This is a genomic window from Variovorax sp. RKNM96 (genome assembly GCF_017161115.1).
Classification (GTDB): domain Bacteria; phylum Pseudomonadota; class Gammaproteobacteria; order Burkholderiales; family Burkholderiaceae_C; genus Variovorax.
This window is the reverse complement of sequence record NZ_CP046508.1, coordinates 4,269,382-4,288,767: the sequence shown is the minus strand read 5'-3', so window position 1 is coordinate 4,288,767 and position 19,386 is coordinate 4,269,382. Positions and strand designations below refer to the sequence as shown.

The 19,386-nt window shown below is 67.6% G+C and carries 18 protein-coding genes; 10 read left to right on the top strand and 8 right to left on the bottom strand.

What is annotated here, in order from left to right; all coding sequences use genetic code 11:
* Positions 1 to 18 precede the first annotated feature (18 nt).
* A complete protein-coding gene (locus GNX71_RS19705) occupies positions 19 to 399 on the bottom strand; it encodes a tautomerase family protein (protein WP_206173877.1) in 381 nt (126 codons plus the stop codon).
* 55 nt (positions 400 to 454) lie between these two features.
* Positions 455 to 1,126 (bottom strand): cold shock and DUF1294 domain-containing protein, encoded by a 672-nt coding sequence (locus GNX71_RS19700; protein WP_206173876.1) that lies wholly within the window; start codon positions 1,124 to 1,126, stop codon positions 455 to 457.
* 269 nt (positions 1,127 to 1,395) lie between these two features.
* On the opposite strand from GNX71_RS19700, the gene GNX71_RS19695 reads away from it, so the two are divergent.
* Positions 1,396 to 2,322: a DMT family transporter gene (locus tag GNX71_RS19695; RefSeq protein WP_241026989.1), complete on the top strand. Its 927-nt coding sequence runs from the start codon at positions 1,396 to 1,398 to the stop codon at positions 2,320 to 2,322.
* Between the two features lie 37 nt (positions 2,323 to 2,359).
* Positions 2,360 to 3,268 carry a hypothetical protein gene (locus GNX71_RS19690; RefSeq protein WP_206173874.1) on the top strand — a complete coding sequence of 303 codons (909 nt, stop codon included), beginning with the start codon at positions 2,360 to 2,362 and terminating at the stop codon, positions 3,266 to 3,268.
* 6 nt (positions 3,269 to 3,274) lie between these two features.
* Here GNX71_RS19690 and GNX71_RS19685 read toward each other — a convergent pair whose 3' ends face one another.
* Positions 3,275 to 4,156 (bottom strand): CoA transferase, encoded by an 882-nt coding sequence (locus tag GNX71_RS19685; protein WP_206173873.1) that lies wholly within the window; start codon positions 4,154 to 4,156, stop codon positions 3,275 to 3,277.
* Between the two features lie 158 nt (positions 4,157 to 4,314).
* Between GNX71_RS19685 and GNX71_RS19680 the strand changes: the two genes are divergently transcribed.
* Positions 4,315 to 5,358: an OmpA family protein gene (locus tag GNX71_RS19680; protein ID WP_206173872.1), complete on the top strand. Its 1,044-nt coding sequence runs from the start codon at positions 4,315 to 4,317 to the stop codon at positions 5,356 to 5,358.
* A 116-nt stretch (positions 5,359 to 5,474) separates the two neighbouring features.
* The gene (locus GNX71_RS19675) at positions 5,475 to 6,377 is read left to right on the top strand and encodes an SDR family oxidoreductase (RefSeq protein ID WP_206173871.1); all 903 of its coding nucleotides are present in this window, start codon (positions 5,475 to 5,477) and stop codon (positions 6,375 to 6,377) included.
* Positions 6,378 to 6,380: 3 nt separating this feature from the next.
* Here the strand turns inward: GNX71_RS19675 and GNX71_RS19670 are convergent, their stop codons facing one another.
* A complete protein-coding gene (locus GNX71_RS19670; RefSeq protein ID WP_206179569.1) occupies positions 6,381 to 6,839 on the bottom strand; it encodes an Lrp/AsnC family transcriptional regulator in 459 nt (152 codons plus the stop codon).
* Between the two features lie 111 nt (positions 6,840 to 6,950).
* Here GNX71_RS19670 and GNX71_RS19665 point away from each other — a divergent pair, with 111 nt between their 5' ends.
* On the top strand, positions 6,951 to 7,640 hold the full coding sequence (locus tag GNX71_RS19665; protein WP_206173870.1) for a glutathione S-transferase: 690 nt from the start codon (positions 6,951 to 6,953) through the stop codon (positions 7,638 to 7,640).
* Here the strand turns inward: GNX71_RS19665 and GNX71_RS19660 are convergent.
* Together GNX71_RS19660 and GNX71_RS19655 are read right to left on the bottom strand one after the other, a co-directional pair.
* A complete protein-coding gene (locus tag GNX71_RS19660) occupies positions 7,559 to 7,957 on the bottom strand; it encodes a DUF488 family protein (RefSeq protein WP_206173869.1) in 399 nt (132 codons plus the stop codon). The genes GNX71_RS19665 and GNX71_RS19660 overlap by 82 nt on opposite strands.
* Before the next feature lie 19 nt (positions 7,958 to 7,976).
* Complete coding sequence (locus GNX71_RS19655; protein ID WP_206173868.1) at positions 7,977 to 9,848, bottom strand: PhoX family phosphatase; 1,872 nt, start codon at positions 9,846 to 9,848, stop codon at positions 7,977 to 7,979.
* Between the two features lie 87 nt (positions 9,849 to 9,935).
* Here GNX71_RS19655 and GNX71_RS19650 point away from each other — a divergent pair, with 87 nt between their 5' ends.
* Positions 9,936 to 10,769, top strand: coding sequence for a crotonase/enoyl-CoA hydratase family protein (locus tag GNX71_RS19650; RefSeq protein ID WP_206173867.1), 834 nt, complete (start codon positions 9,936 to 9,938; stop codon positions 10,767 to 10,769).
* Between the two features lie 288 nt (positions 10,770 to 11,057).
* Entirely contained in the window at positions 11,058 to 11,372 is a 315-nt protein-coding gene (locus tag GNX71_RS19645) for a hypothetical protein (protein WP_013542063.1), read from the top strand.
* 25 nt (positions 11,373 to 11,397) lie between these two features.
* On the opposite strand, the gene GNX71_RS19640 is transcribed toward GNX71_RS19645, so the two are convergent.
* Positions 11,398 to 12,666 carry an acyl-CoA dehydrogenase family protein gene (locus tag GNX71_RS19640; protein ID WP_206173866.1) on the bottom strand — a complete coding sequence of 423 codons (1,269 nt, stop codon included), beginning with the start codon at positions 12,664 to 12,666 and terminating at the stop codon, positions 11,398 to 11,400.
* Between the two features lie 85 nt (positions 12,667 to 12,751).
* Positions 12,752 to 13,894 (bottom strand): DSD1 family PLP-dependent enzyme, encoded by a 1,143-nt coding sequence (locus GNX71_RS19635; RefSeq protein WP_206173865.1) that lies wholly within the window; start codon positions 13,892 to 13,894, stop codon positions 12,752 to 12,754.
* Positions 13,895 to 14,297: 403 nt separating this feature from the next.
* Between GNX71_RS19635 and GNX71_RS19630 the strand changes: the two genes are divergently transcribed.
* The 3 genes from GNX71_RS19630 (at position 14,298) to GNX71_RS19620 (ending at position 19,297) form a co-directional block, all read left to right on the top strand.
* A complete protein-coding gene (locus tag GNX71_RS19630; RefSeq protein ID WP_206173864.1) occupies positions 14,298 to 15,191 on the top strand; it encodes a LysR family transcriptional regulator in 894 nt (297 codons plus the stop codon).
* A gap of 460 nt (positions 15,192 to 15,651) precedes the next feature.
* Positions 15,652 to 16,269, top strand: a complete 618-nt coding sequence (locus GNX71_RS19625) for a DUF11 domain-containing protein (protein ID WP_206173863.1) — start codon at positions 15,652 to 15,654, stop codon at positions 16,267 to 16,269.
* 133 nt (positions 16,270 to 16,402) lie between these two features.
* Positions 16,403 to 19,297: a DUF11 domain-containing protein gene (locus GNX71_RS19620; RefSeq protein WP_206173862.1), complete on the top strand. Its 2,895-nt coding sequence runs from the start codon at positions 16,403 to 16,405 to the stop codon at positions 19,295 to 19,297.
* The last annotated feature ends 89 nt before the right edge of the window (positions 19,298 to 19,386 follow it).

Here is a 19,386-nt window from a genome sequence, read left to right as displayed (position 1 = left end):
ACGGGTAGCGGGCGACCGCTACGCGTACTGCATCTCTCCGTTTCCGAACGACCAGTTCTCCTTCACCACCTCCACGAGGTTGATGAACACGTCCTCGCGCCGGATGCCCAGCTTCTCGTGCAGGTCGTCGGCCACGCGCTTGTAGAAGGCCTTCTTCATCTCGACCGTGCGCCCCTGGTTCAGCGTGATCTGGATCAGCACGAAGCCCGCCGAATACTCGACGCCCAGGTAGCTCTGCGGATGGACCAGGTCCTGCGCGGCATGCCGCGTGATGACCTGGAACTTGTCGTCCTTCGGCACGTTGATGGTTTCGGTCATCGCCTGGTAGACCAGGTCGCCGATGGCGGGGCCCAGCGTTTGCGGCGAGGCATCGGACAGTTCGATTCGAACGAGTGGCATGGGAGGTTTCTCCTGGATGGGGACCGTTTCAGTCTAGGACTGCACACAACCGACGTCAGGCCACGGCGGGAATACCCCGCAGCCAGAAAACCCAGGCCAGCAACGCCGCGCAGTGGAAGGCGACGGTGGCCCGGTACACGATCAGGAAGCTCTGCTTGCTCGACTTGTGGCGCAGCAGTCGTTGCGCGGCCCAGGCACCCGGCCAGCCGCCTATCAGCGCGAGCAGGTGCAGGGTGCTTTCCTGTGTGCGCCAGCGGCCGGTCTGTGCGGCGTTCTTGTCGAGGGCGTAGGCGAAGAAGGTCAGCAGGCTGAGTCCCGGCACCACGCCGAGAACCAGCAGCGGCAAGCGGCCGGACCAGACGGCCGCGCCGAGCAGCACCCCGTAGACCAGGAGGAAGAGCAGACCCCACGAGGCCGGAGCATCGGAAGCGCTCGCGCGACGCGGATTCGCGCGCCTCGGCGCAGAGCGGCGATGGCTGTTGATGGGCGTGTGTTTCGGCCCTGACCGCGAGGCCCCGCTCGATGCTGCCTGCACCGCCACGGCGCGCGGCCCCTTGCCGCCGACATGGATCTCTTCGAAGCTCAGTTCCATGCCCACCTGCGGCTTCATTTGCCGGTCGCTGAAGTCGCGCAGATGCACGAACACATCGGCCGACACCTCGGGACTGCGGATGAAACCGAAGCCGCGCTCGGCCTCCCAGCGTACGAGTCGACCTTGGCGTTTCATGTTTCGTGGGGGGTGGGAGGAGGGCACATGGCCGCGATTCTCCCTTGCCCCTCTTGACCTCGGCTTCTATCATCGGCCGCTCATGCACCTGCACCACTCTCCCCCGCCATCGACCTGCCTCTGACGCGCGCCTCGCGCCGCGCTCAGACCCGCAAGTGGTCGCCGTCCTCCGCCTTTTGCAAGGCTGGGTGACGGCCGGATGGTCATGCCCGCCCTCTGCAGAAAAGAGCGGCTGGCGTCATGGAGAACTTTCAACAATGAACGCAAGAATGTCTGCCGCCCTGGCCTGGGGCGGTGTGTTGCTGGCTGGCGCGCTGTGGGGCGGCGGCGCGCTGGTGGCGCAATTCCTCATCGATGGCGGCATTGCGCCGCAGAGCCTGTCGCTGGCGCGCTTCGCGCTCGGGGTGCCGCTGCTGTGGTGGCTGCATTGGAGGGCGCAACGCACGCCGCAGTCCGCCAATGCGCGCTGGTGCGACCTGACCCGGCGCGAGCAGTTCCAGGTCGTCGGCACCGGTGCCGCGATGGCGCTCAATGTGAGCTGCTGGTTCGCCGGCATCGCGCACCTGGGTGCCGCATTGCCGACGGTGATCTCGATCTGCTGCGCACCGGTGATCGTCGCGCTGGTTTCCGTGCTGCGCGGCTACGAGCGCTTCGGTCTGCGCCTCGTCGCCGGGTTGGTGCTGGCGCTCGTGGGCGTCGCGCTGCTGGTGATGCCAACCGAGGGATGGGGCCCGCTGCCTGCCGGATACGTCGTCGGGCTCGCCTGGTCATTCGGCTCGGCCTTCTGCTATGCGCTGGTGGTGCTCGGCAACGCGCGCATGCCGGTGCGCGTGCCGGCCGTCACCGCGTCCGCCTGGGGCATGAGCGTGGCGGCGCTGTGCATGCTCGCGGTCGCCTGGCCGAGCGGCATCACCTGGCCCGAAGGCGGCGCCCAATGGCTGGGCGCCGCCTACACCGGCGTGGTCACGACCTCGGTGGCCTACCTGGCCTTTGCCTGGGGCGCACGGCGCCTGTCGCCGACAGCGGCGGTGGTCGGCACGCTGATCGAGCCGCTGGTGGCCGCGTTGCTGGCGGCGCTGCTGTTCGCCCAGCCGATGGCACCGAGGCAGTGGCTGGGCGCCGTGCTGCTCGCAGTGGCCATGTTGCTGCTCATGCGGCGCGGTGCGAAGACGGCACCGGAAACAGAAGCCGACTGAAGCCAAAAGTGGTCGCCCCGTTGTATGGTGTGACCCCATGAGCAGCTCGCCCCACCTGCCGGTATCGTGGACACGCACCCTGTGCGGCGCCGTCCTGTTCGCAGCAGCCTCGCTGCAGCTGTGTGCCGCAGCACCCACCGAGTCCGCCACGCCGGCCCAGGCATTGCGCGACACCCACCAGCGCCTGAGCGACAAGCTCGACCGCAGCAGCTTCGGTCGCCCCGTGCAGCTGGATTCGAGCGAAACGCCCGGCGGGCTCGAAGGCGACGTCTACGCGGTGATCGACCATCCGCTGTCGGAGGTGACGGCCGCGTTCAAGGGATCGGCCCACTGGTGCGAACTGCTCACGCTGCACATCAACAACCGGCGCTGCAAGACCGGCACGGCACAAGGGCGCGAGACGCTGACGCTCTATGTCGTGCGCCGCTACGACAAGCCGGTCGACCAGGCCTTCGAACTGCCCTTCGTCTACCGCGTGGCGAATGCGACGCCCGAGCACCTGTCGGTCGAGCTCTCGGCCGCGAATGGGCCGTTCGGCACGAGCAACTACCGCGTCACGCTCGAGGCGATTGCGCTCGATGCACAGAAGAGCTTCGTGCATTTCGGCTACAGCTACGACCACAACATGATGGTGCGGCTCGCCACCCAGGCCTACCTCGCGACCTTCGGCCGCGACAAGGTCGGCTTCACGGTGATGGGCAAGGCGCCCGATGGCAAGCCCGAGTACATCCGGGGCCTCCGGGGGCTGGTGGAGCGCAATGCGATGCGCTACTTCCTCACGCTCGATGCCTACCTCTCGAGCGACGCGAAGGATGCCGACGAGCGCCGGCAGCGCCACTGGTTCATGGCAGCCGAGCAGTACCCGCGGCAGCTGCACGAGGTCGACCTCGACACCTACCTCGCGCTCAAGCGCGAAGACCGGCAACGCGACAGCACCAGCCGATGAGGTGCTTCAGCCGGCGAGCGTGAGCAGCGGCACGTCGCGCTCGCGGCCCATGGCATCGAGCTCGGCGCGCGTGCGGGTCGCGAGCCACGCCGCCAGCGCCTCGTGCGTGGCCGTTGCCATCATGTCGGGCGGCGTCACGCCGGCGACTTCGCACAGGCGATTCGCGAAATGCGGCTCCAGCGCCGCCACCGCCACGCGGCCATCGGCACACGGGTAGACGCGATAGCCCGCATGCGCACCGCCGACCGCGCCCGAGGGCTGCGTGAGGCCCCAGGTGCGCGGCAGGGCCAGCCAGTCGGCCGACGCGTTCAGCGCCACCTCGAGGTAGATGCCTGCGGCCTTTTCACCGCCACGGGCGCGATGCAACATGGCCGTCAGCACTGCCTCGCTGGCGAGCAGGGCGCCGCCCATGTCGGCATAGAGCGTGGGCGGCAGCTCGGTGCCGGTCACGAGACCGCTCTCGGCGACGTAGGTGAGGTCGTGGCCCGGCTCTTCGGCGCGCTCGCCCGGTGCACCGACGATGGCCACCTGCGACAGCGACGGATGGCGCGCCTGCAGCGCGGGCCAGTCGAGGCCGAGCTTGCGCAGCGCGGAGGGGCGAAAGGAGGTGAGCAGCACGTCGGTCTTTGCAAGTGCGGCGTGCAGCTGCTGCTGTCCCGCTTCGGTCTTGAGGTCCGCGGATTCGATGGCGACGCCTTCGTGCAGCGCGGCATACGCCGGCTGGTTGTAGAGCGCCATGGGGTCGCCGCCCGGCGGCTCGAGCTTCAGGCAACTGGCGCCCATCCGGCGGCAGCGCAGCAGCGCGGCCGGACCGGGCAGGTTGAGCGCAAGGCTCAGGACGCGCACGCCTTCGAGGGGCAGGAAAGGGGAGGCGCTGGGGCTTGGCATAGGGCGTATATCCAAAGAACTGGTTGCTATCGAATGCGTAGCGGGCCATGCAGGCAGGAAAAGGGCTGTACGCCGCACCCGCCTCAAAAACCGCCGCCGGCGGCCTTCGCGCGCCGGGTTATCGTCGCGGCCATTCTCACTCGACGCCAGGAAGCGCCATGCACGCCGCACGCCATGTCTTTCTTGCCGCCGCGCTGCTGGGCGCGCTCGCCGGCGTTGCGCAGGCCGACACGCTGGTGCCCAAGCAGGACCTGAAGGGCCTGGTCGATCCGGCGGGCCTCAAGCGCTTCTCGGGCGCGGTGCTCGTGTACCGCGACGACGTGGCCTACGACGAGGTCAAGCTGCCGGCAGGCAAGGCTGTCTACAAGGACGAGAAGGTGACCGCCGCGCGCTCCCTCGACCGCGCGGGCCAGCGCACCGCCCTGCAATACATCACGCCACCCGACCGCAGCGCGCTCGAGGTGCTGCGCAACTACCAGCAGGAGCAGAAGGGCGCGGGCTTCGAGACGGTGTTCGAGTGCGCGGGCGAAGCCTGCGGCGACAGCCGCGACATCGACAAGACCAGCCTCTCGGCGCTGGTGTTGCCCGACACCTGGTGGACCAAGACCGGCGACAACTCGCCCGCGGCCTGCGGCGCGGGCCACTTCGTTTCCGACTTCCGCTATGCCGTGCTCGACAACAAGGCGAGCGGCGCTTCCATCGCGCTCATGGTCTGGAAGCCCGGCGACGTCTCGGTGTACTGCGACGAGAAGGAATTCAAGAAGCGCATCAGCGTGCTGGTCGTCAAGGTCGAGCCCAAGGCGCGCGAGCAGAAGATGGAAACCCTCTCGGCCTCCGAGCTCGGCAAGAGCCTGGACGCCAACGGCAAGGTCGCCGTCTACGGCATCCTGTTCGACACCGGCAAGGCCGACATCAAGCCCGAGAGCAAGGCCTCGCTCGACCAGATCGGCGCGCTGCTCAAGCAACAGGCCGCGCTCAAGCTGCATGTGGTGGGCCACACCGACAACGTGGGGGCGCTGCCGGCCAACCTCGACCTGAGCAAGCGCCGCGCCGATGCCGTGTCCGCTGCGCTCGCCAGGGACTACGGCATTGCGCGCGACCGCCTCACCGCCAACGGCGTGGCGAGCCTCGCGCCCGTGGCTTCGAATGCCAGCGATGCGGGCAAGGCGAAGAACCGGCGCGTCGAACTGGTGCTGCAGTAGCGTCGCTGCCGGCCGACGGAGCCAGATTCCGCAAGCCGCCGCTGCGACGGCGCGCGTAGCATGCGCGATGGCAGCGCTCGTCCTTGCCGCTGCCGCCAGACCCAAGGAGACCCCTTATGTTCGAAGCTTCCCTGATGAGCGGCCAGCGCATCCTCGTGACCGGCGGCGGCACCGGCCTCGGCCGCGCGATGGCCGAGCGTTTCCTCGGCCTGGGCGCCGACGTCGCCATCTGCGGCCGGCGCCAGGCGGTGTGCGAGGAAACCGCGGCCGAATGGCGCCAGCAGTTCCCAGGCCGGCGCATCGACACCTTCGGCGTGGACATCCGCATCGCGCAGAGCGTGGACGAGATGGTCGAGAGCCTGTTCCAGAGCGGCGGCCTCACCGGGCTCGTCAACAACGCCGCGGGCAACTTCGTCGCACCGACCGAGAGCCTCTCGCCGCGTGCCTTCGATGCGATCGCGAACATCGTCTTCCATGGCAGCTTCTACGTGACGCAGGCGGTGGGCAAGCGCTGGGTGGCGGGGGCCAAGTCGGGCCAGTGGAAGCAGGGCGACGCCTTTCGCAGTGTCATGAGCATCATCACGACCTGGGTCGACAACGGCAGTCCCTACGTGGTGCCCTCGGCCATGAGCAAGGCCGGCATCGACGTGATGACCAAGTCGCTCGCGGTGGAGTGGGCGCGGCACGGCATTCGCCTGAACGCCGTGGGCCCGGGCGAGATTCCGACCGAGGGCATGAGCAAGCGCCTGAACCCGGGCGAGGAGCCCGGCGCGCGCAGCAAGCAGAACAACCCGATGGCGCGCACCGGCCGCATGAGCGAACTGCAGAACCTCGCGGCCTTCCTGATGGCGCCGGGCCAATGCGACTGGCTCACGGGCCAGAGCATCATGATGGACGGCGGCAACGCGCTGGCCACCGGCGGCAACTTCTACGAGCTGCGCCAGTGGAGCGACACCGACTGGCAGGACGCGCGCGAACGCATCGAGGCGCAGAACCAGAAGGACAAGGCGCAGCGCTGAGGGCTACTTGCGCGGCGGCTTGGCCGCGTGCACGGTGACGTGCTTGTTCACGGGGCTCGACAGCACCAGCGACGTGGTCACCGCGCCGTCCACCGCCAGCGCATCGACCACGCGCTCCAGGTCGGCCGGTTCGGCGATCGCGCAGCGCACGAAGAAGCAGTCCTCGCCGGTCACGCGGTCGGCGCTCAGCACCTCGGGCATGGCGTCGAACAGCTTCAGGTACTTGGCGATGCCCGCATGCGTGGTGTCGATGCGGATGATGGCCTGAAGTCCCACACCCAGCGCGCGCAGGTTGACGCGGGCGCCATAGCCTTCGATCACGCCCGCATCCTCGAGCTTACGCACGCGCTCGCTCATCGCGGGCTGCGAGAGGCCGATGCGCTTGCCCAGCGCGGCCAGGCTCTGGCGCGCATCGGCCTGCAGGGCTTCGAGGATCAGGCGGTCCTTCTTGTCGATGTTCATGGTGTGTTTCATGACCGATGGTTGATCGGTTTGCAGCCCCGATTTTCGATGGGTTGCCATTGGGTGCGGATGCGGCGGCCGATATCGTGGCGCACACCTCCAGGAGAAACAATGCAACTCGTCGGCATGCTCGATTCACCCTATGTGCGCCGCGTGGCCATCTCGCTGCGCCTGCTCGGCCTTGCGTTCGAGCACCGGCCGGTCTCGGTCTTCAGCACCTTCGAGCAGTTTCGCGTGATCAACCCGGTGGTCAAGGCGCCCACGCTGCTGTGCGATGACGGCATGGTGCTCATGGATTCCACGTTGATCGTCGATTACGCAGAAGCCATGGCCGGGCGCAGCCTGATGCCTGCCGACCTGGCGCAGCGGCAGCGCGCCTTGCGCATCACCGGGCTGGCGCTGGCCGCCTGCGAGAAGACCGTGCAGATCGTCTACGAACACAACCTGCGCCCGGCCGAGAAGCTGCACCAGCCGTGGGTCGACCGGGTGCAGGGGCAGCTTGTTGCGGCGTACTCGGCGCTGGAGCAAGAGACGGCTGCGATGCCGCTGCCTGATGACGAAGCGACCCTGACGCAGGCCGGGGTCTCGACGGCCGTGGCCTGGTCTTTCACGCAATTGATGCTGCCCGAGGTCATCGCGCCCGCCAGCTTCCCGTTGCTGGCGGCGTACGCCGCGCGCGCAGAAAACCTGCCGGCGTTCCTGGCTTCACCCCAGGTGATTCAGCCCGCGATGTCCGCGCCGCGTTCGGCCAGCAGGCCGCGCAGCAGCGAGCGGTGGCAGCGCGATTCGTCCTCGCAATAGCAGCCGACCGCAAGTGCGGTGCCGTGCGAGAGCGCGGCGAGCAGGTCGAGGCTGCGGCTCGCGTCGGCCTCGGCCATCTCGGACTTGTACTTGCGCGCGAAGGCGTTCCATTGCGCGGGCTCGTGCGTTGCTTGCGCCTCCTGGCCCAGCTTCATCGTCTCGGCGGACGGCGCGAGATTGGGGTACCACACGTCGTACCAGTCCTGCGAGGCGAACTCGGTCTTCGGAACGCCGCGCGGCGGACGGCGAACAGTGCCGACGCGCAGGCCCTCGCCGGGTGCGCGCGGGGTGCCGAGGCGAACGATGCGGATGCTCATGGATGGATCCTCCTGCTTGTCAGGTGCCGACGATACCGCCGTCGCGACGCCGGATCGCTAGGGTCGCCGAGCGCGGCCGCGCGGAACCTGGCGTGGTGCCGTCGGGCCATGCGCTGTTGTGCGTGGCGCTGCCGTCGTCGCGCGCCTCGCCCGGATGCTGGATGTTCACGAACAGCGTGCGGCGGTCCGGCGTGACCACGCAGCCGGTGATCTCGCTGCCGTTCGGTCCGGTCAGGAAGCGCTTGATCCGGCCAGTGGCCGGGTCGGCGCACAGCATCTGGTTGTTGCCCAGCGACGCATAGGCCGGCTTGCCGATCACCTGGCCGCTCATGTCGGTCTGGATCCAGAGCAGGCCGCCGCTGTCGAAATGCAGGCCGTCGGGGCTGCCGAACATGTCGGCCTCGGCCGAGGGATAGCGCGCGCCGCTGCCTTCCTGCGCGGGGTCGCCGGCGAGCGCGAAGTGGTCCCAAGCGAAGCCGGTGGCGGCTGCATCGTTGCCGTCCTCGCGCCAGCGCAGGATGCCGCCGAAAAGGTTGTTGGCGCGCGGGTTGGCGGCATCGGGCGCGGGCTTGCCGGCGTCGCCGCGCTGGCTGTTGTTGGTGAGGGTGACGTACACCTCGTGGCTCTGCGGATGCACGGCGATCCATTCGGGGCGGTCCATCTTCGTGCCGCCGACGATGTCGCCTGCCAGGCGGGCATGGATCAGCACCTCGGCGTGGTCGGCAAAGCCGCTGGCCGCGTCGAGGCCGTTGCGGCCGTGCGTGAGTTCGAGCCACTGGCCGCGTCCGTCGGGGTCGAAGCGCGCCACGTAGAGCGTGCCCTCGTCGAGCAGGCGGCTGTTGGCCGGCGCCTGCGGCGCATCGGTCACGGCGACGATCGCGTCCTTGCTGACGAATTTGTAGACGTATTCGAAGCGCGCGTCGTCGCCCATGTAGACCACCGCGCGGCCGTCTTTCGACGTCGTGCAGGTGGCGCTCTCCTGGCGCTTGCGGCCCAGCGCCGTGCGCTTGATCGGCGCGGCGCCGGGTTCGAAGGGGTCGATCTCGACCACCCAGCCGAAGCGATGCGGCTCGTTCGGGTGGCGGCTCAGGTCGAAGCGTTCCTCGAAGCGCCAGTACTCGACCCATTGCGAACCCGGGACCGTGCCGTAGCGGCGCTGCGCATCCGTCGTGTCTTTCGCCGCATCCTTCGGTCCGCCGAAGTAGCCGTGGAAGTTTTCTTCGCAGGTGAGGTACGTGCCCCAGGGCGTGACGCCCATCGCGCAGTTGGCGAAGGTGCCGAAAACCTGGTCGCCGGCCGGGTTGGCGGCGGTGCGCATCAGCGGCGTGCCGGCAGCGGGGCCGGCGATGCGCATGGGCGTGTTGCCGTGCACGCGGCGCGCATAGGGCGAAGGCCGCACCTGTTGCCAGCCCTTGGCGGTATGCCGGATCTCGATCACCGACACGCCCATCGCATGCAGCGACTTGCGCACTTTCTCCGCCGTCCATTCCTTGATGCCGTCCGTGTGCAGCAGTTGCTCGTCGGTGTATTCGTGGTTCATCACGAGCAGGGCGCGGTCCGGCACGGAGAGCGGAAAGAAATGCATGCCGTCGTGGTGCATGCCGGCCTGGAGCGCCTGCTCGTCGGCGGTGTTGCCGGCATTCGGTGCAAAGGCCGGCTTCCGGCCCGCGACGCCCGTCGGCGTGCCCCAGGGATAGAGCAGTTGCCACTCGTATTCAGGCGGGATGACGACGGCATCGCGCAACGACGCGGGCACAGCCGTGAAGCCGAGCGCCTGGCCGGCACTGCGGCCGCGGCCGGTGACCGGCGCCGCATGGGACTGGCCGAACAGCGCCACCACGGCGGCGACCGAGCCCGATTGAAGAAGGAAGTGACGGCGATCCATCGGCATGGCGAGGGTGTTGGGTAGGCGACAGCCGCCATCATCGCCGAGCGGCCGCACCGGGCGATACTGGCCGGAACCCACAAGGAGACACGCATGAGCGATCGCATCGAATGGACCCGCCACCCCGACGGCGTGGTGGAACTGCAGCTGGCACGCGCCGACAAGATGAACGCACTCGACCCCGCGATGTTCGATGCGCTGATCGAGGCCGGCGAGGCCCTGCGCGGCGACGCGTCGGTGCGCGCCGTGGTGATCTCCGGCCGCGGCAAGGCGTTCTGCGCCGGGCTCGACATGGCATCGTTCGAGCGCATGCAGCAGGGCGCGGACACGGGTGAGGGCGTGCTGGGGGAGGGCGCGGCAGGGGCCGATCTGGTGAAGCGCACCCACGGCATTTCCAACGCCGCGCAACATGTCGCGATGGTCTGGCGCGATGTGCCGGTGCCGGTGATCGCCGCGGTGCACGGCGTGGCCTTCGGCGGTGGTCTTCAGGTCGCGCTGGGCGCGGACATCCGCATCGTCGCGCCTGACACGAAGCTGTCGGTGATGGAGATCAAGTGGGGCCTGGTGCCCGACATGGCCGGCATGGTGCTGATGCGCGAACTGGCGCGCAACGACGTGGTGCGCGAGCTCACCTTCACCGGGCGCATCTTCTCGGGCGAAGAGGCCTTGCAGATCGGTTTTGCCACACGCCTTTCGGCCGACCCGCTGGCCGAGGCGCTGCAGATAGCGCACGAGATCGCGGGCAAGAGCCCCGATGCGATTCGCGCCGGCAAGCGCCTGCTCAATGCCGCGATGTCGCAGAGCGCCGCGGAGCTGCTGATGGCCGAATCGGTCGAGCAGAAGGCGCTGATCGGCAGCGCGAACCAGGTCGAAGCCGTGAAGGCCAACATCGAGCGGCGCGCACCGCGTTTCGATCCACCTGCCTGACCTGCAGGCCACCGTTGCGTTGCACCGCTCGCGCTCCGAAAAGTAAGCGCGGCGCGTTCGTTTTCGAACGATTCAGGCATTCCGGTTATCGAAAAAATCAACACTTAACATACATCGGGTATCTGTGTGTAAGAATTAAGTAGTTGTTTTATGGGAAGGATGGCGGGAAATGGAATCACTTTGTGTGCAGAAGGTCACGTCTTGTCGGGGAGTAGTCCCTTGGAAGGATGGCTCCTGAACTCGCACTCCTTAACAATTGAACGCTTTGCCTAGCGACGGCGACCCTGCATGTCGACGACCACGTTCTTTTGTAACCTCAGCGTGCCCATCCTGGTGGGCGAGGATCGCTACAAGTACATCCCCATCGTCGGGGTTTTCCGCAGCATTCCGTTCGATCAAGTCGATGAGTGGGTGATGCACCCCGACGGCGGACCGCGCAGCGATCGCGAACTCGCGGCCGAAGTTCTTGTCGAGATCCGCAAGCCGCTCGGCGCGAGCGGACGCACCGCGCCACACGCCTTCGATGTGGCCGACATCCTGCAACTGGATCGCGCTGCCGCGATCGTTGTCTCCACCTTCCTCGCCGCGCTGCCTCGCGTCTGAGACTTCCGCTTCGCTCTTTGCGCCCTCAGGCCGCAATCGCTCCCACCGCCCAGTAGAACGTCGGCCTTGCTCCGTTGAGCAGGTGATCCCCGACCACGCGCCCCTTGTAGATCGTCGGGTTGTGCGATGCCAGCGTGCGTGCGTTGCGCCAGTGGCGGTCGAGGCGGCGGTCTTCCTGCAGTGCCGAGGCACCACCGATGTCGAAGAGCCGCGTGCCTGCCTGCAGCACCGCATCGACGATGCCGGCCTGCGCCTTGGCGGTGTTGAGCTCCACCTCGAACAGCAGGCTTTCGGGAACGGTTTCGCCGCGCTGGCGGAAGCGGTCGACCTCGCCGAGCCCGCGCGCCACGGCCTGCACGGTGGAGGCCGCGATGAACGCGGTGCTCGCGAGCTGGCCGATGACCTGCTGCACCAGCGGATCTTCTCGCGGCGTGTCGCCGCTGCCGTGGCTGTAGACGCGTTTGCGCGGCTGCACGAAGGCCACCGCATCGCGCACGATGGCGCGTGCGATGCCCGCCAGCGTGGCGAGGTGTGTGAGTTGGAAATGCGCGGTGAGCGGGGTCGGCTGGTCGCGCACGTAGAGCAGCACGTTCTCGGGCTTCACACGCACATTGCGAAAGCGCGTGGTGCCCGATGCGCTCAGCCGCTGGCCGAAGCCGCGCCAGTCGTCGACGCGCTCCACGCCATCGGCCTCCGAGGGCACGAGCGCGATCACGCGGTCGCTGCTGCCGTCGGCGTTCAGGCGCTGGGCGGAGACCGAAATCCAGTCGGCGTAGAGCGTGCCGGTGCTGTAGTACTTGTCGCCCTCGAGCCGCCATGCATCGCCGTCGCGCGACAGCGTGGTCTGCAGGGCGCCGAGTGCGCCTTCGCCGAGCTCGGTGGTGGCATTGCCGAAGATCACGCCTTCGGCCGCAAGCCGCATCCACGGGCCATGCAGCGACGGATCGATTTCCGCGAAGAGCCGCTCGATGAAGCCGAAGTGCGCACGCAGGATCTGCGGCAGGTTGGAGTCGGCTTCGCCGAGTTCGATGAGCAGGTCGTACAGCTGCTCGACCGAAGCCCCGATGCCGCCGTATTCGACGGGCACGCGCAGGGCGCCGAAGCGCTCGGCGTTGAGCCAGGCGACCGGTTCGTAGGCCAGTTCACGGTCGTTCTCGCGCTGCGCCGCATGCACGGCGATGCGATCGAAGATCGGGCGAAAACGCGCGAGGAGTTGCTGCGACGAAGGTGAGGAGGGCGCTGCCGGCGCAGCGTCGGCGCGCGTGGGGCGCGGCGTGTCTTGGAGGATGGCCATCGGACCGGACTGTGCCCCGGCCGCACCCGTCTTGGGAAATACGCTTTCCGAGTTTCCTTATGCCGAGTGCGCTGCCCGCAACGGGCTATCGCTTCCCGCGCGCGTCCACCGGCCAGATCGCCACCAGCGCGCCGCCTTCGACCACGTGATAGACGTCGTGCAGGTTCACCGTCGGATCGCAGTGTGGCGTCACGAACTCGATGCGCGTGCCCAGCGCGGGGCGCGGCCCCGCCGGCATCAGCTTGCCGTGCTCGTCGCCGAAGAAGGCATAGCGGCTCGCGGCATCGGTGCCGCGTGCGACCAGCGGCACGCCGCCGTCGGTGGCGAAGCACTTGGTGCCGCCGTCCACCGTGACCCACTCCGCCGCATTGGTGCTGACCACGGCCGTCTGCACGAAGAGAGCCACTTCGAAAGGCGACGGCTCGGTGCCTGCGGCCAGCACCTGCGTGTATTCCGCGTCCATGAAGACATAGGAGCCGGCCTGCAGTTCGGTGAAGGCGTTCTGCTCCGAATCGAGGTCGTGGGTGCCGGTGCCGGCTCCGGTGACGATCTCGAAATTGAACCCCTTGCGCCGTGCCGCCGCGACGATGCCCGCCACGGTTTCGCGCAGGCCCGCGGCCGCGGCGCTGCGTTCTTCGCGCGCCACGATGTGCTGCAGGTTGCCCGCATAGGCCTGCAGGCCGCGCAGCCGCAGGCCCGGCTCGCCGGCGATGGCAGCGGCGAGCGCGAGCACCTGTGCCTCGTTCGCGGCGCCGGTGCGGTTGTAGCCGGCGCCGTAGTCGACCAGCACGGGGAGCGGATGCAGCAGCCCGCTCGCGGCCCGGGCCAAGTCGGCCACGTTGGCCAGGTTGTCGGCCACCACCATGACGCCGCCGGGCGCTGCGCGCTCCGCCAGCTTGACGAGGCGCGCGATCTTGCTCGGCGTGACGGCGGGCGAGGTGATCAGCACGCTGCGGATGCCGCCGTCGACCATGATTTCCGCTTCGCCCAGGGTGACGCAGCTCACGCCGATGGCGCCTGCGGCCACCTGGCGCCGCGCGATCTCGACCGACTTGTGCGTCTTGACATGCGGCCTGAGGCCGATGCCACGCGCCTTGGCAAAGGCGGCCATGCGTTCGATGTTGCGGGTCATCGCGGGCAGGTCGATCAGCAGGGCGGGCGTGTCGAGCAGGTGGCGGCCGCCGGGAACGCCGATCAGCGGCGAATTGGCGTGCAGGGGTCTGGGCATCGTCTTGTCTTCCTTTGTTCTTGAAATGGGGTGCCGCAATGCAGGAATGCATGCGCCGCGAAATGATCGCATCGAAATGCGTGCGCTTGCGGGGCTTCGAGTTCGATGCCACGGCCGAGCTCGCGATGGGTCGGCGCGACGTGGGCGACTACGTCAACACACTGGCGGCGCCGGGCCGTCCTCGGACGGCGTCTGCAGGTTTATCGAGAAAAGGTGAACTTTTCCCGATATTTCCCAGATTCGCTGTGACAAACATTAACAGTTGCCGGGGCACTCATTTAAAAATGTTAACGAAAGGTTTCCCGTAAACCTTCAGGCACCTTGGCCCGCGGCGCAGCACTGATGTTCAAGCCGCAGGAATGCTTCACAGAAAAACAAACACAAACGGACCTCCGAGCTGAAGATGCGAGACTTTTCTTTGTCCGACGTGCGGCTCTTCACGAAGGCCGCCCAGCTCGGAGGACTGACGCCGGCGGCCGATGCCCTGAGCGTGCCCAAGGCCTCCGCTTCACGCCAGCTCCAGCGGCTGGAGGCGATGGTCGGGCACCAGCTGCTGCATCGCGGTTCCACGCGATTCGCCCTCACGGAAGAGGGGCGGGAGTTCCTGGTGGCAGCCGGACAGGTGCTGACCATCCTGGACGACGTGATGCTGAGCCTGTCTTCAGGCGCAGGCACGCTGGCGGGGCGGCTGCGTGTAGCCGCTCCCCACTATTACGGCAGGGAACTGCTGGGGCTGCATCTGCCTGAATTCATGTCGGCCTACCCGCAACTGGAGGTCGTGGTCGAGACGGGCAACGACCGGGTCGACCTGTTTCGCGACGAGGCCGACGTGGCCATCCGGCGCGGACGGGATGGGTGCGACGAGATGGTGGCACGCCATCTGAAGAACGAGCCGATGGTGTTGTGCGCCACGCCGGGCTACCTTGAGCCGCGCCCGGCCATCGAGAGCGTGTCGGACCTGGCTTCGCACGCCTTCCTGGTCAGCGAAGTCGAAGGCCGCAAGAAGGAGATCAGTCTCTCGGTCACGGGAAAGACCCATCGGGTGGGCGTGGAGAGCGTGTTCCAGTCGGACGACCTGGAACTGATCCTGAAACTGACTTTGGCCGCCAAGGGAATCGGACTGCTTCCCTTGTCGCTGGCCCAATCGCACGTCGACAGAGGCGCCCTGACGTCGGTGCTGCCGTCACTGAAATTGACACCGCAGGAAATCAATCTTGTCTATTTGCCCTCGCGCCGCCACTCGCCAAAGATCAAGACTTTTGTTGATTACGTCTTGAATATCTTCAAGCCGTCTTGATACATGCGCGAATTGTCAATTGTCTGCAGGCACGCTCGGACTCGCTCTGAGCCGCAGCCCCTTACTCCAATAGCTGTCGTTTGAATTCAGAAAAAGCGTGCCATTTGGCACGCTTTCGATGGAAAAGTGTGGCCTCCAACCAGCGGTTGTTGGAATCGAAACTGTTGTTCCATATCGACGGTTGTCGTATCTGATTGGAACCAAATTACTCATTTGTCATACACTTGGTAACCATAAGAAATATGAGTTAACAAGTGAGATCGGACTGAAGGCGACAGAGAAATCGCCGCAGTCGCGCGGACGGCATCCATTTCGATCCATGTCGAAAGCGGTTGTCGATCGCTTTTCCAAATACCGGCCTTTGCAACGCCGGTGCCTTCTCCCGCGGCCCGAGCCGCTCAATTCATCACCGGCCTTTGGCCGGAGGTGGGCTTCTGTGTGTCTTGAATCTGGAGCAACCATGTCCATTAAAAAACTGACTCAAATCCTGTCCCATCGCCGCTTCGCCAGCCTGGGGGCGTGCGCGCTCCTGCTGGCCGGGCTGGCCGGGCTGACCGGCTTCACCGCCACCGCCGCAGCCCAGGCTGCGCCCATCCTCGAGGCCGGCCAGAAGAAGACCGTCGCCGTCGTCCTGACCCAGTCCAAGGTGGTGAAGGACGCGCAGGGCAGGGAGCAACTGGTCGATGCCGGCTCGGTCAAGCCCGGCGACATCGTCGAGTACCGGGCCGTCTACACCAACAACACCGGCAAGCCGGTCACCGGCCTGGTGGCGGACCTTCCGATTCCGGAGGGTCTGGAATACCAGCCGCGCACCGCCAAGCCGGGCGCGAACCTCGTCCAGGCCGCCACGAAGGACGCCGTGTTCGGCGCCGAGCCGCTCGTGCGCAAGACCGCCGGCAACAAGACCGAGCCGGTGCCCTATGCCGACTACCGCTCGCTGCGTTGGGCGCTGGGCCAGTTGCCCGCCAACGGCAGCACCGCCGTGAGCGCGCGCGCCAGGGTCGAAGTGGTCGTGCCGGTTGCACCGCAGGTCTCGGCGGCAACGCCGCAGGCGCCGCCGGCGACGGCACAGCGCTGATCGGCACGCCTTCCTTCACCGCGCCGTCCGAATTTTTCGAGTGCAACCCGACCGCCGCGATTTCGAACAACGAAACACGGCAGCCGGGTTTTTTCATGTCCCCGCCTTTTTTTGACAACCGAGGAGAAACCACGTGATTTCCACCCTGCCAACCCGGCGCGGCATCGGCTTCAAGCCGACCGCGTCCTGGGCCGGCGCCGCAGCATTGACGCTGGGCTTCCTGTTCGGAAGCTCAGCTGCACTGGCCGCGGCACCGCCTGCCAATACCGTCATCGGTAACCAGGCTTCAGCCACTTACTCCGACTCGGCCGGCACCACGCAGCTGGCCACGTCCAACCTGGTCCAGACCACGGTCCAGCAGGTGGGGTCCTTCACGCTCGACTCGGTCAACCAGGTCACGACGACCATCGTCAACACCAAGATCGGCGCCGCGGGTTCCATCGTCTATGCACCGCACACGCTGACCAACACCGGCAACGGCAGCGACACGTTCACGCTGACGGTCGACGCCGACACCGACAAGTTCTCCAAGGTCGAGGTCTACGCCGATGCCAATGGCGACGGCGTGCCCGACGGCACCACCCCGCTGTGCACGGCCGCAGCCGCGGGCGTCTGCAGCGTGCCCGCACAGAGCGTGGCAGGCAACAACGGCGTGTTCCGCTTCGTCGTGGCCTACACGATCCCCGGCACCGCCAGCAGCGCGACCGGCGCCTTCGACACGGCCACCCTCACCGCCACACCGGGCACTCCGGCGCTGTACACCGCGCCGAACACCTCGGCGGCCGACAAGGACGAGATCAAGCTGACGACGGCAGCGGCGTTCAACGTCAGCAAGTCGATCGGCATCCCGTCCGTCGCCGGTCCGGGCAACGCCGCCTGGCCGACCGCGACCAACGGTGGTCCGCGCTCGACCGCGGCATGCGCCACGACCTGGTCGGCCGGTCTCGCTTCCAGCGCGACCTGCCAGTACACGGTCTACACGCTCACCTTCAACAACACGGGCGGCGCCGCAGGCAAGTTCGCGATGTCCGACACGCTGCCCTCCGGCATGACCTACGTCGCGGGTTCCGCGGTGTGGAGCAGCGCGCCCGGCACGGCACTGGGTGACGGCGCTGCCGGCGATCCGGCCGGCATCGACTTCCAGGTGACCGGCAACACGCTGAACACCGTGGTCGCCTCGCTGGGCCAGAACGTGACGCAGACCGTGAGCTTCGTGGTGCTGGTGAACAACACCGCCGCGATCGGCACGTCCACCACCACCAACGTGGGCCAGTTCAACCCGGCGGATTCGCCCGCGGCCACCGCAGCGGCCATCGGCACGCTCGGCTCGAGCACCAACCCGTCGGCCTACACGGTCGTGGCGAGCTACAGCATCGCGGTGGGTACCAACCCGTCGACCGCTGCCACCGCCGTCGACACGACGCCCGGCACGCCCAACGGCACCGCGGCCGACCTGACCATCCGTCCTTCGGTCGTGGCCGGCGGCAGCGTCAAGTTCGCGCAGTCGGTGTTCAACGCGGGCACCGGCACCGACACCGTGAACCTCACGGTGGCGGCAGGCACGTTCCCGGCGGGCACGACCTTCGTGCTGTTCGCGGCCGACGGCGTCACGCCGCTGCTGGACACCACCGGCGACGGCGTGCCCGACACCGGCCCGATCGCGGCCGGCGGCAGCGTCAACATCGTGGTGCAGGCCAATGTGCCGTCCGCCACGGCAGTGGGCGCCGGTCCGTTCGCGGCCACGGTGACGGGTCGCTCCGCAGGCGACACGACCAAGATCGATGCCACGCTCGACCGCGTGACCATCGTCGTCGGTTCGCTGGTCGACCTGACCAACACGGCAGCAGGCACGGGCACGGGTTCGGTGGCTGACGGCGACCTGGGCCCCGGCCCGAGCCCGCTGCCCACCACGACCAATGCAACGGCCGCCGGCACCGGCACCGTGTTCGCCCTGTTCGTCAAGAACAACGACTCGGTCAACAACACCTACAACCTGGCGGCCAGCCAGTCGACCAGCTTCCCCGGCACCCTGCCGACCGGCTGGACGGTGAAGTTCGTGGCGTCGGGCGGCACCTGTGCATCGGCAGCGATCACCAGCGTGGCCGTCAATGCCGGCGCGCAAGGGCAGGTCGCTGCCTGCGTGACGCCGCCTGCCACGCAGTCGCCCGTCACCGCGCAGAAGGTCTACTTCCAGGTGCAGTCCACCGCCGTCGCCTCGACCGGTGTGATCGTGTCCGACACGAAGACCGACGCCGTGACCGTCACCGCCGCACTGGTGTCGAGCGCCACGCTCACGCCGAACAACAGCGGCCAGCTCGCACCGGGCGGCACCGTGGTGTATCCGCACACGCTGACCAACACCGGCAACCAGAGCTGCGGTGCGTACACGCTGACGGCCACCGTGCCGGCGGCCGACGCCACGCTCGGCTGGACCACCGCGATCTACCTGGACGTCAACGGCGACGGCCAGATCGACGCGGGCGACACGCTGGTGACCGGCGCGCAAGCCGGCCCGCTGGCCGTGGGCGCATCGCAGAAGCTGCTGGTGCGCGTGTTCGCACCGGGCGGCGCGAGCGCCGGCGCGACCGACACCACGACCGTGACCGCGACCTTCACCGGTCCCGCGAGCTGCGGCGCGCCGTCGGCCACCGACATCAGCACGGTGATCACCGGCCAGATCCGCGTTCTCAAGACGCAGGCAGCCGACGTCGCCTGCGATGGCACGGCAGACAGCGCATTTGCGGCAGCTCCGCTGTCGCTCAAGCCCGGCCAGTGCATCGTCTACAAGGTCGTCGCCACCAACGAAGGCACCTCGCCGGTCACCAACATCGCGATCAACGATGCGGTGCCTGCGTACACCTCGCTGAGCGCAACGCAACCTGCAGCGCAATGCACCGCGACCGGCGTGTCCGGTACGGCGCTCGTCTACGCACAGACCGCCACCGCGGTGAGCTGCGGCAGCGCCGCCAACTCCGTGGCCCCGAGCGGCACGGCCACGCTGACCTTCGCCGTGAAGATCAACCAGTGACGACAAGGGTTTGAGTCGCCGGCGGGCCTCGGGGTCCGCCGGCTTTCGCGAGGCGCTGCCGGTTCGGCGTGCTTCGCCTTTTTCCCTTG

Coding starts and splice junctions, on each gene's coding strand:
- GNX71_RS19705 (WP_206173877.1), bottom strand. CDS start 399: ATGCCACTCGTTCGAATCGAACTGTCCGATGCCTCGCCGCAAACGCTG.
- GNX71_RS19700 (WP_206173876.1), bottom strand. CDS start 1,126: ATGAAACGCCAAGGTCGACTCGTACGCTGGGAGGCCGAGCGCGGCTTC.
- GNX71_RS19695 (WP_241026989.1), top strand. CDS start 1,396: ATGTCTGCCGCCCTGGCCTGGGGCGGTGTGTTGCTGGCTGGCGCGCTG.
- GNX71_RS19690 (WP_206173874.1), top strand. CDS start 2,360: ATGAGCAGCTCGCCCCACCTGCCGGTATCGTGGACACGCACCCTGTGC.
- GNX71_RS19685 (WP_206173873.1), bottom strand. CDS start 4,156: ATGCCAAGCCCCAGCGCCTCCCCTTTCCTGCCCCTCGAAGGCGTGCGC.
- GNX71_RS19680 (WP_206173872.1), top strand. CDS start 4,315: ATGCACGCCGCACGCCATGTCTTTCTTGCCGCCGCGCTGCTGGGCGCG.
- GNX71_RS19675 (WP_206173871.1), top strand. CDS start 5,475: ATGTTCGAAGCTTCCCTGATGAGCGGCCAGCGCATCCTCGTGACCGGC.
- GNX71_RS19670 (WP_206179569.1), bottom strand. CDS start 6,839: ATGAACATCGACAAGAAGGACCGCCTGATCCTCGAAGCCCTGCAGGCC.
- GNX71_RS19665 (WP_206173870.1), top strand. CDS start 6,951: ATGCAACTCGTCGGCATGCTCGATTCACCCTATGTGCGCCGCGTGGCC.
- GNX71_RS19660 (WP_206173869.1), bottom strand. CDS start 7,957: ATGAGCATCCGCATCGTTCGCCTCGGCACCCCGCGCGCACCCGGCGAG.
- GNX71_RS19655 (WP_206173868.1), bottom strand. CDS start 9,848: ATGCCGATGGATCGCCGTCACTTCCTTCTTCAATCGGGCTCGGTCGCC.
- GNX71_RS19650 (WP_206173867.1), top strand. CDS start 9,936: ATGAGCGATCGCATCGAATGGACCCGCCACCCCGACGGCGTGGTGGAA.
- GNX71_RS19645 (WP_013542063.1), top strand. CDS start 11,058: ATGTCGACGACCACGTTCTTTTGTAACCTCAGCGTGCCCATCCTGGTG.
- GNX71_RS19640 (WP_206173866.1), bottom strand. CDS start 12,666: ATGGCCATCCTCCAAGACACGCCGCGCCCCACGCGCGCCGACGCTGCG.
- GNX71_RS19635 (WP_206173865.1), bottom strand. CDS start 13,894: ATGCCCAGACCCCTGCACGCCAATTCGCCGCTGATCGGCGTTCCCGGC.
- GNX71_RS19630 (WP_206173864.1), top strand. CDS start 14,298: ATGCGAGACTTTTCTTTGTCCGACGTGCGGCTCTTCACGAAGGCCGCC.
- GNX71_RS19625 (WP_206173863.1), top strand. CDS start 15,652: ATGTCCATTAAAAAACTGACTCAAATCCTGTCCCATCGCCGCTTCGCC.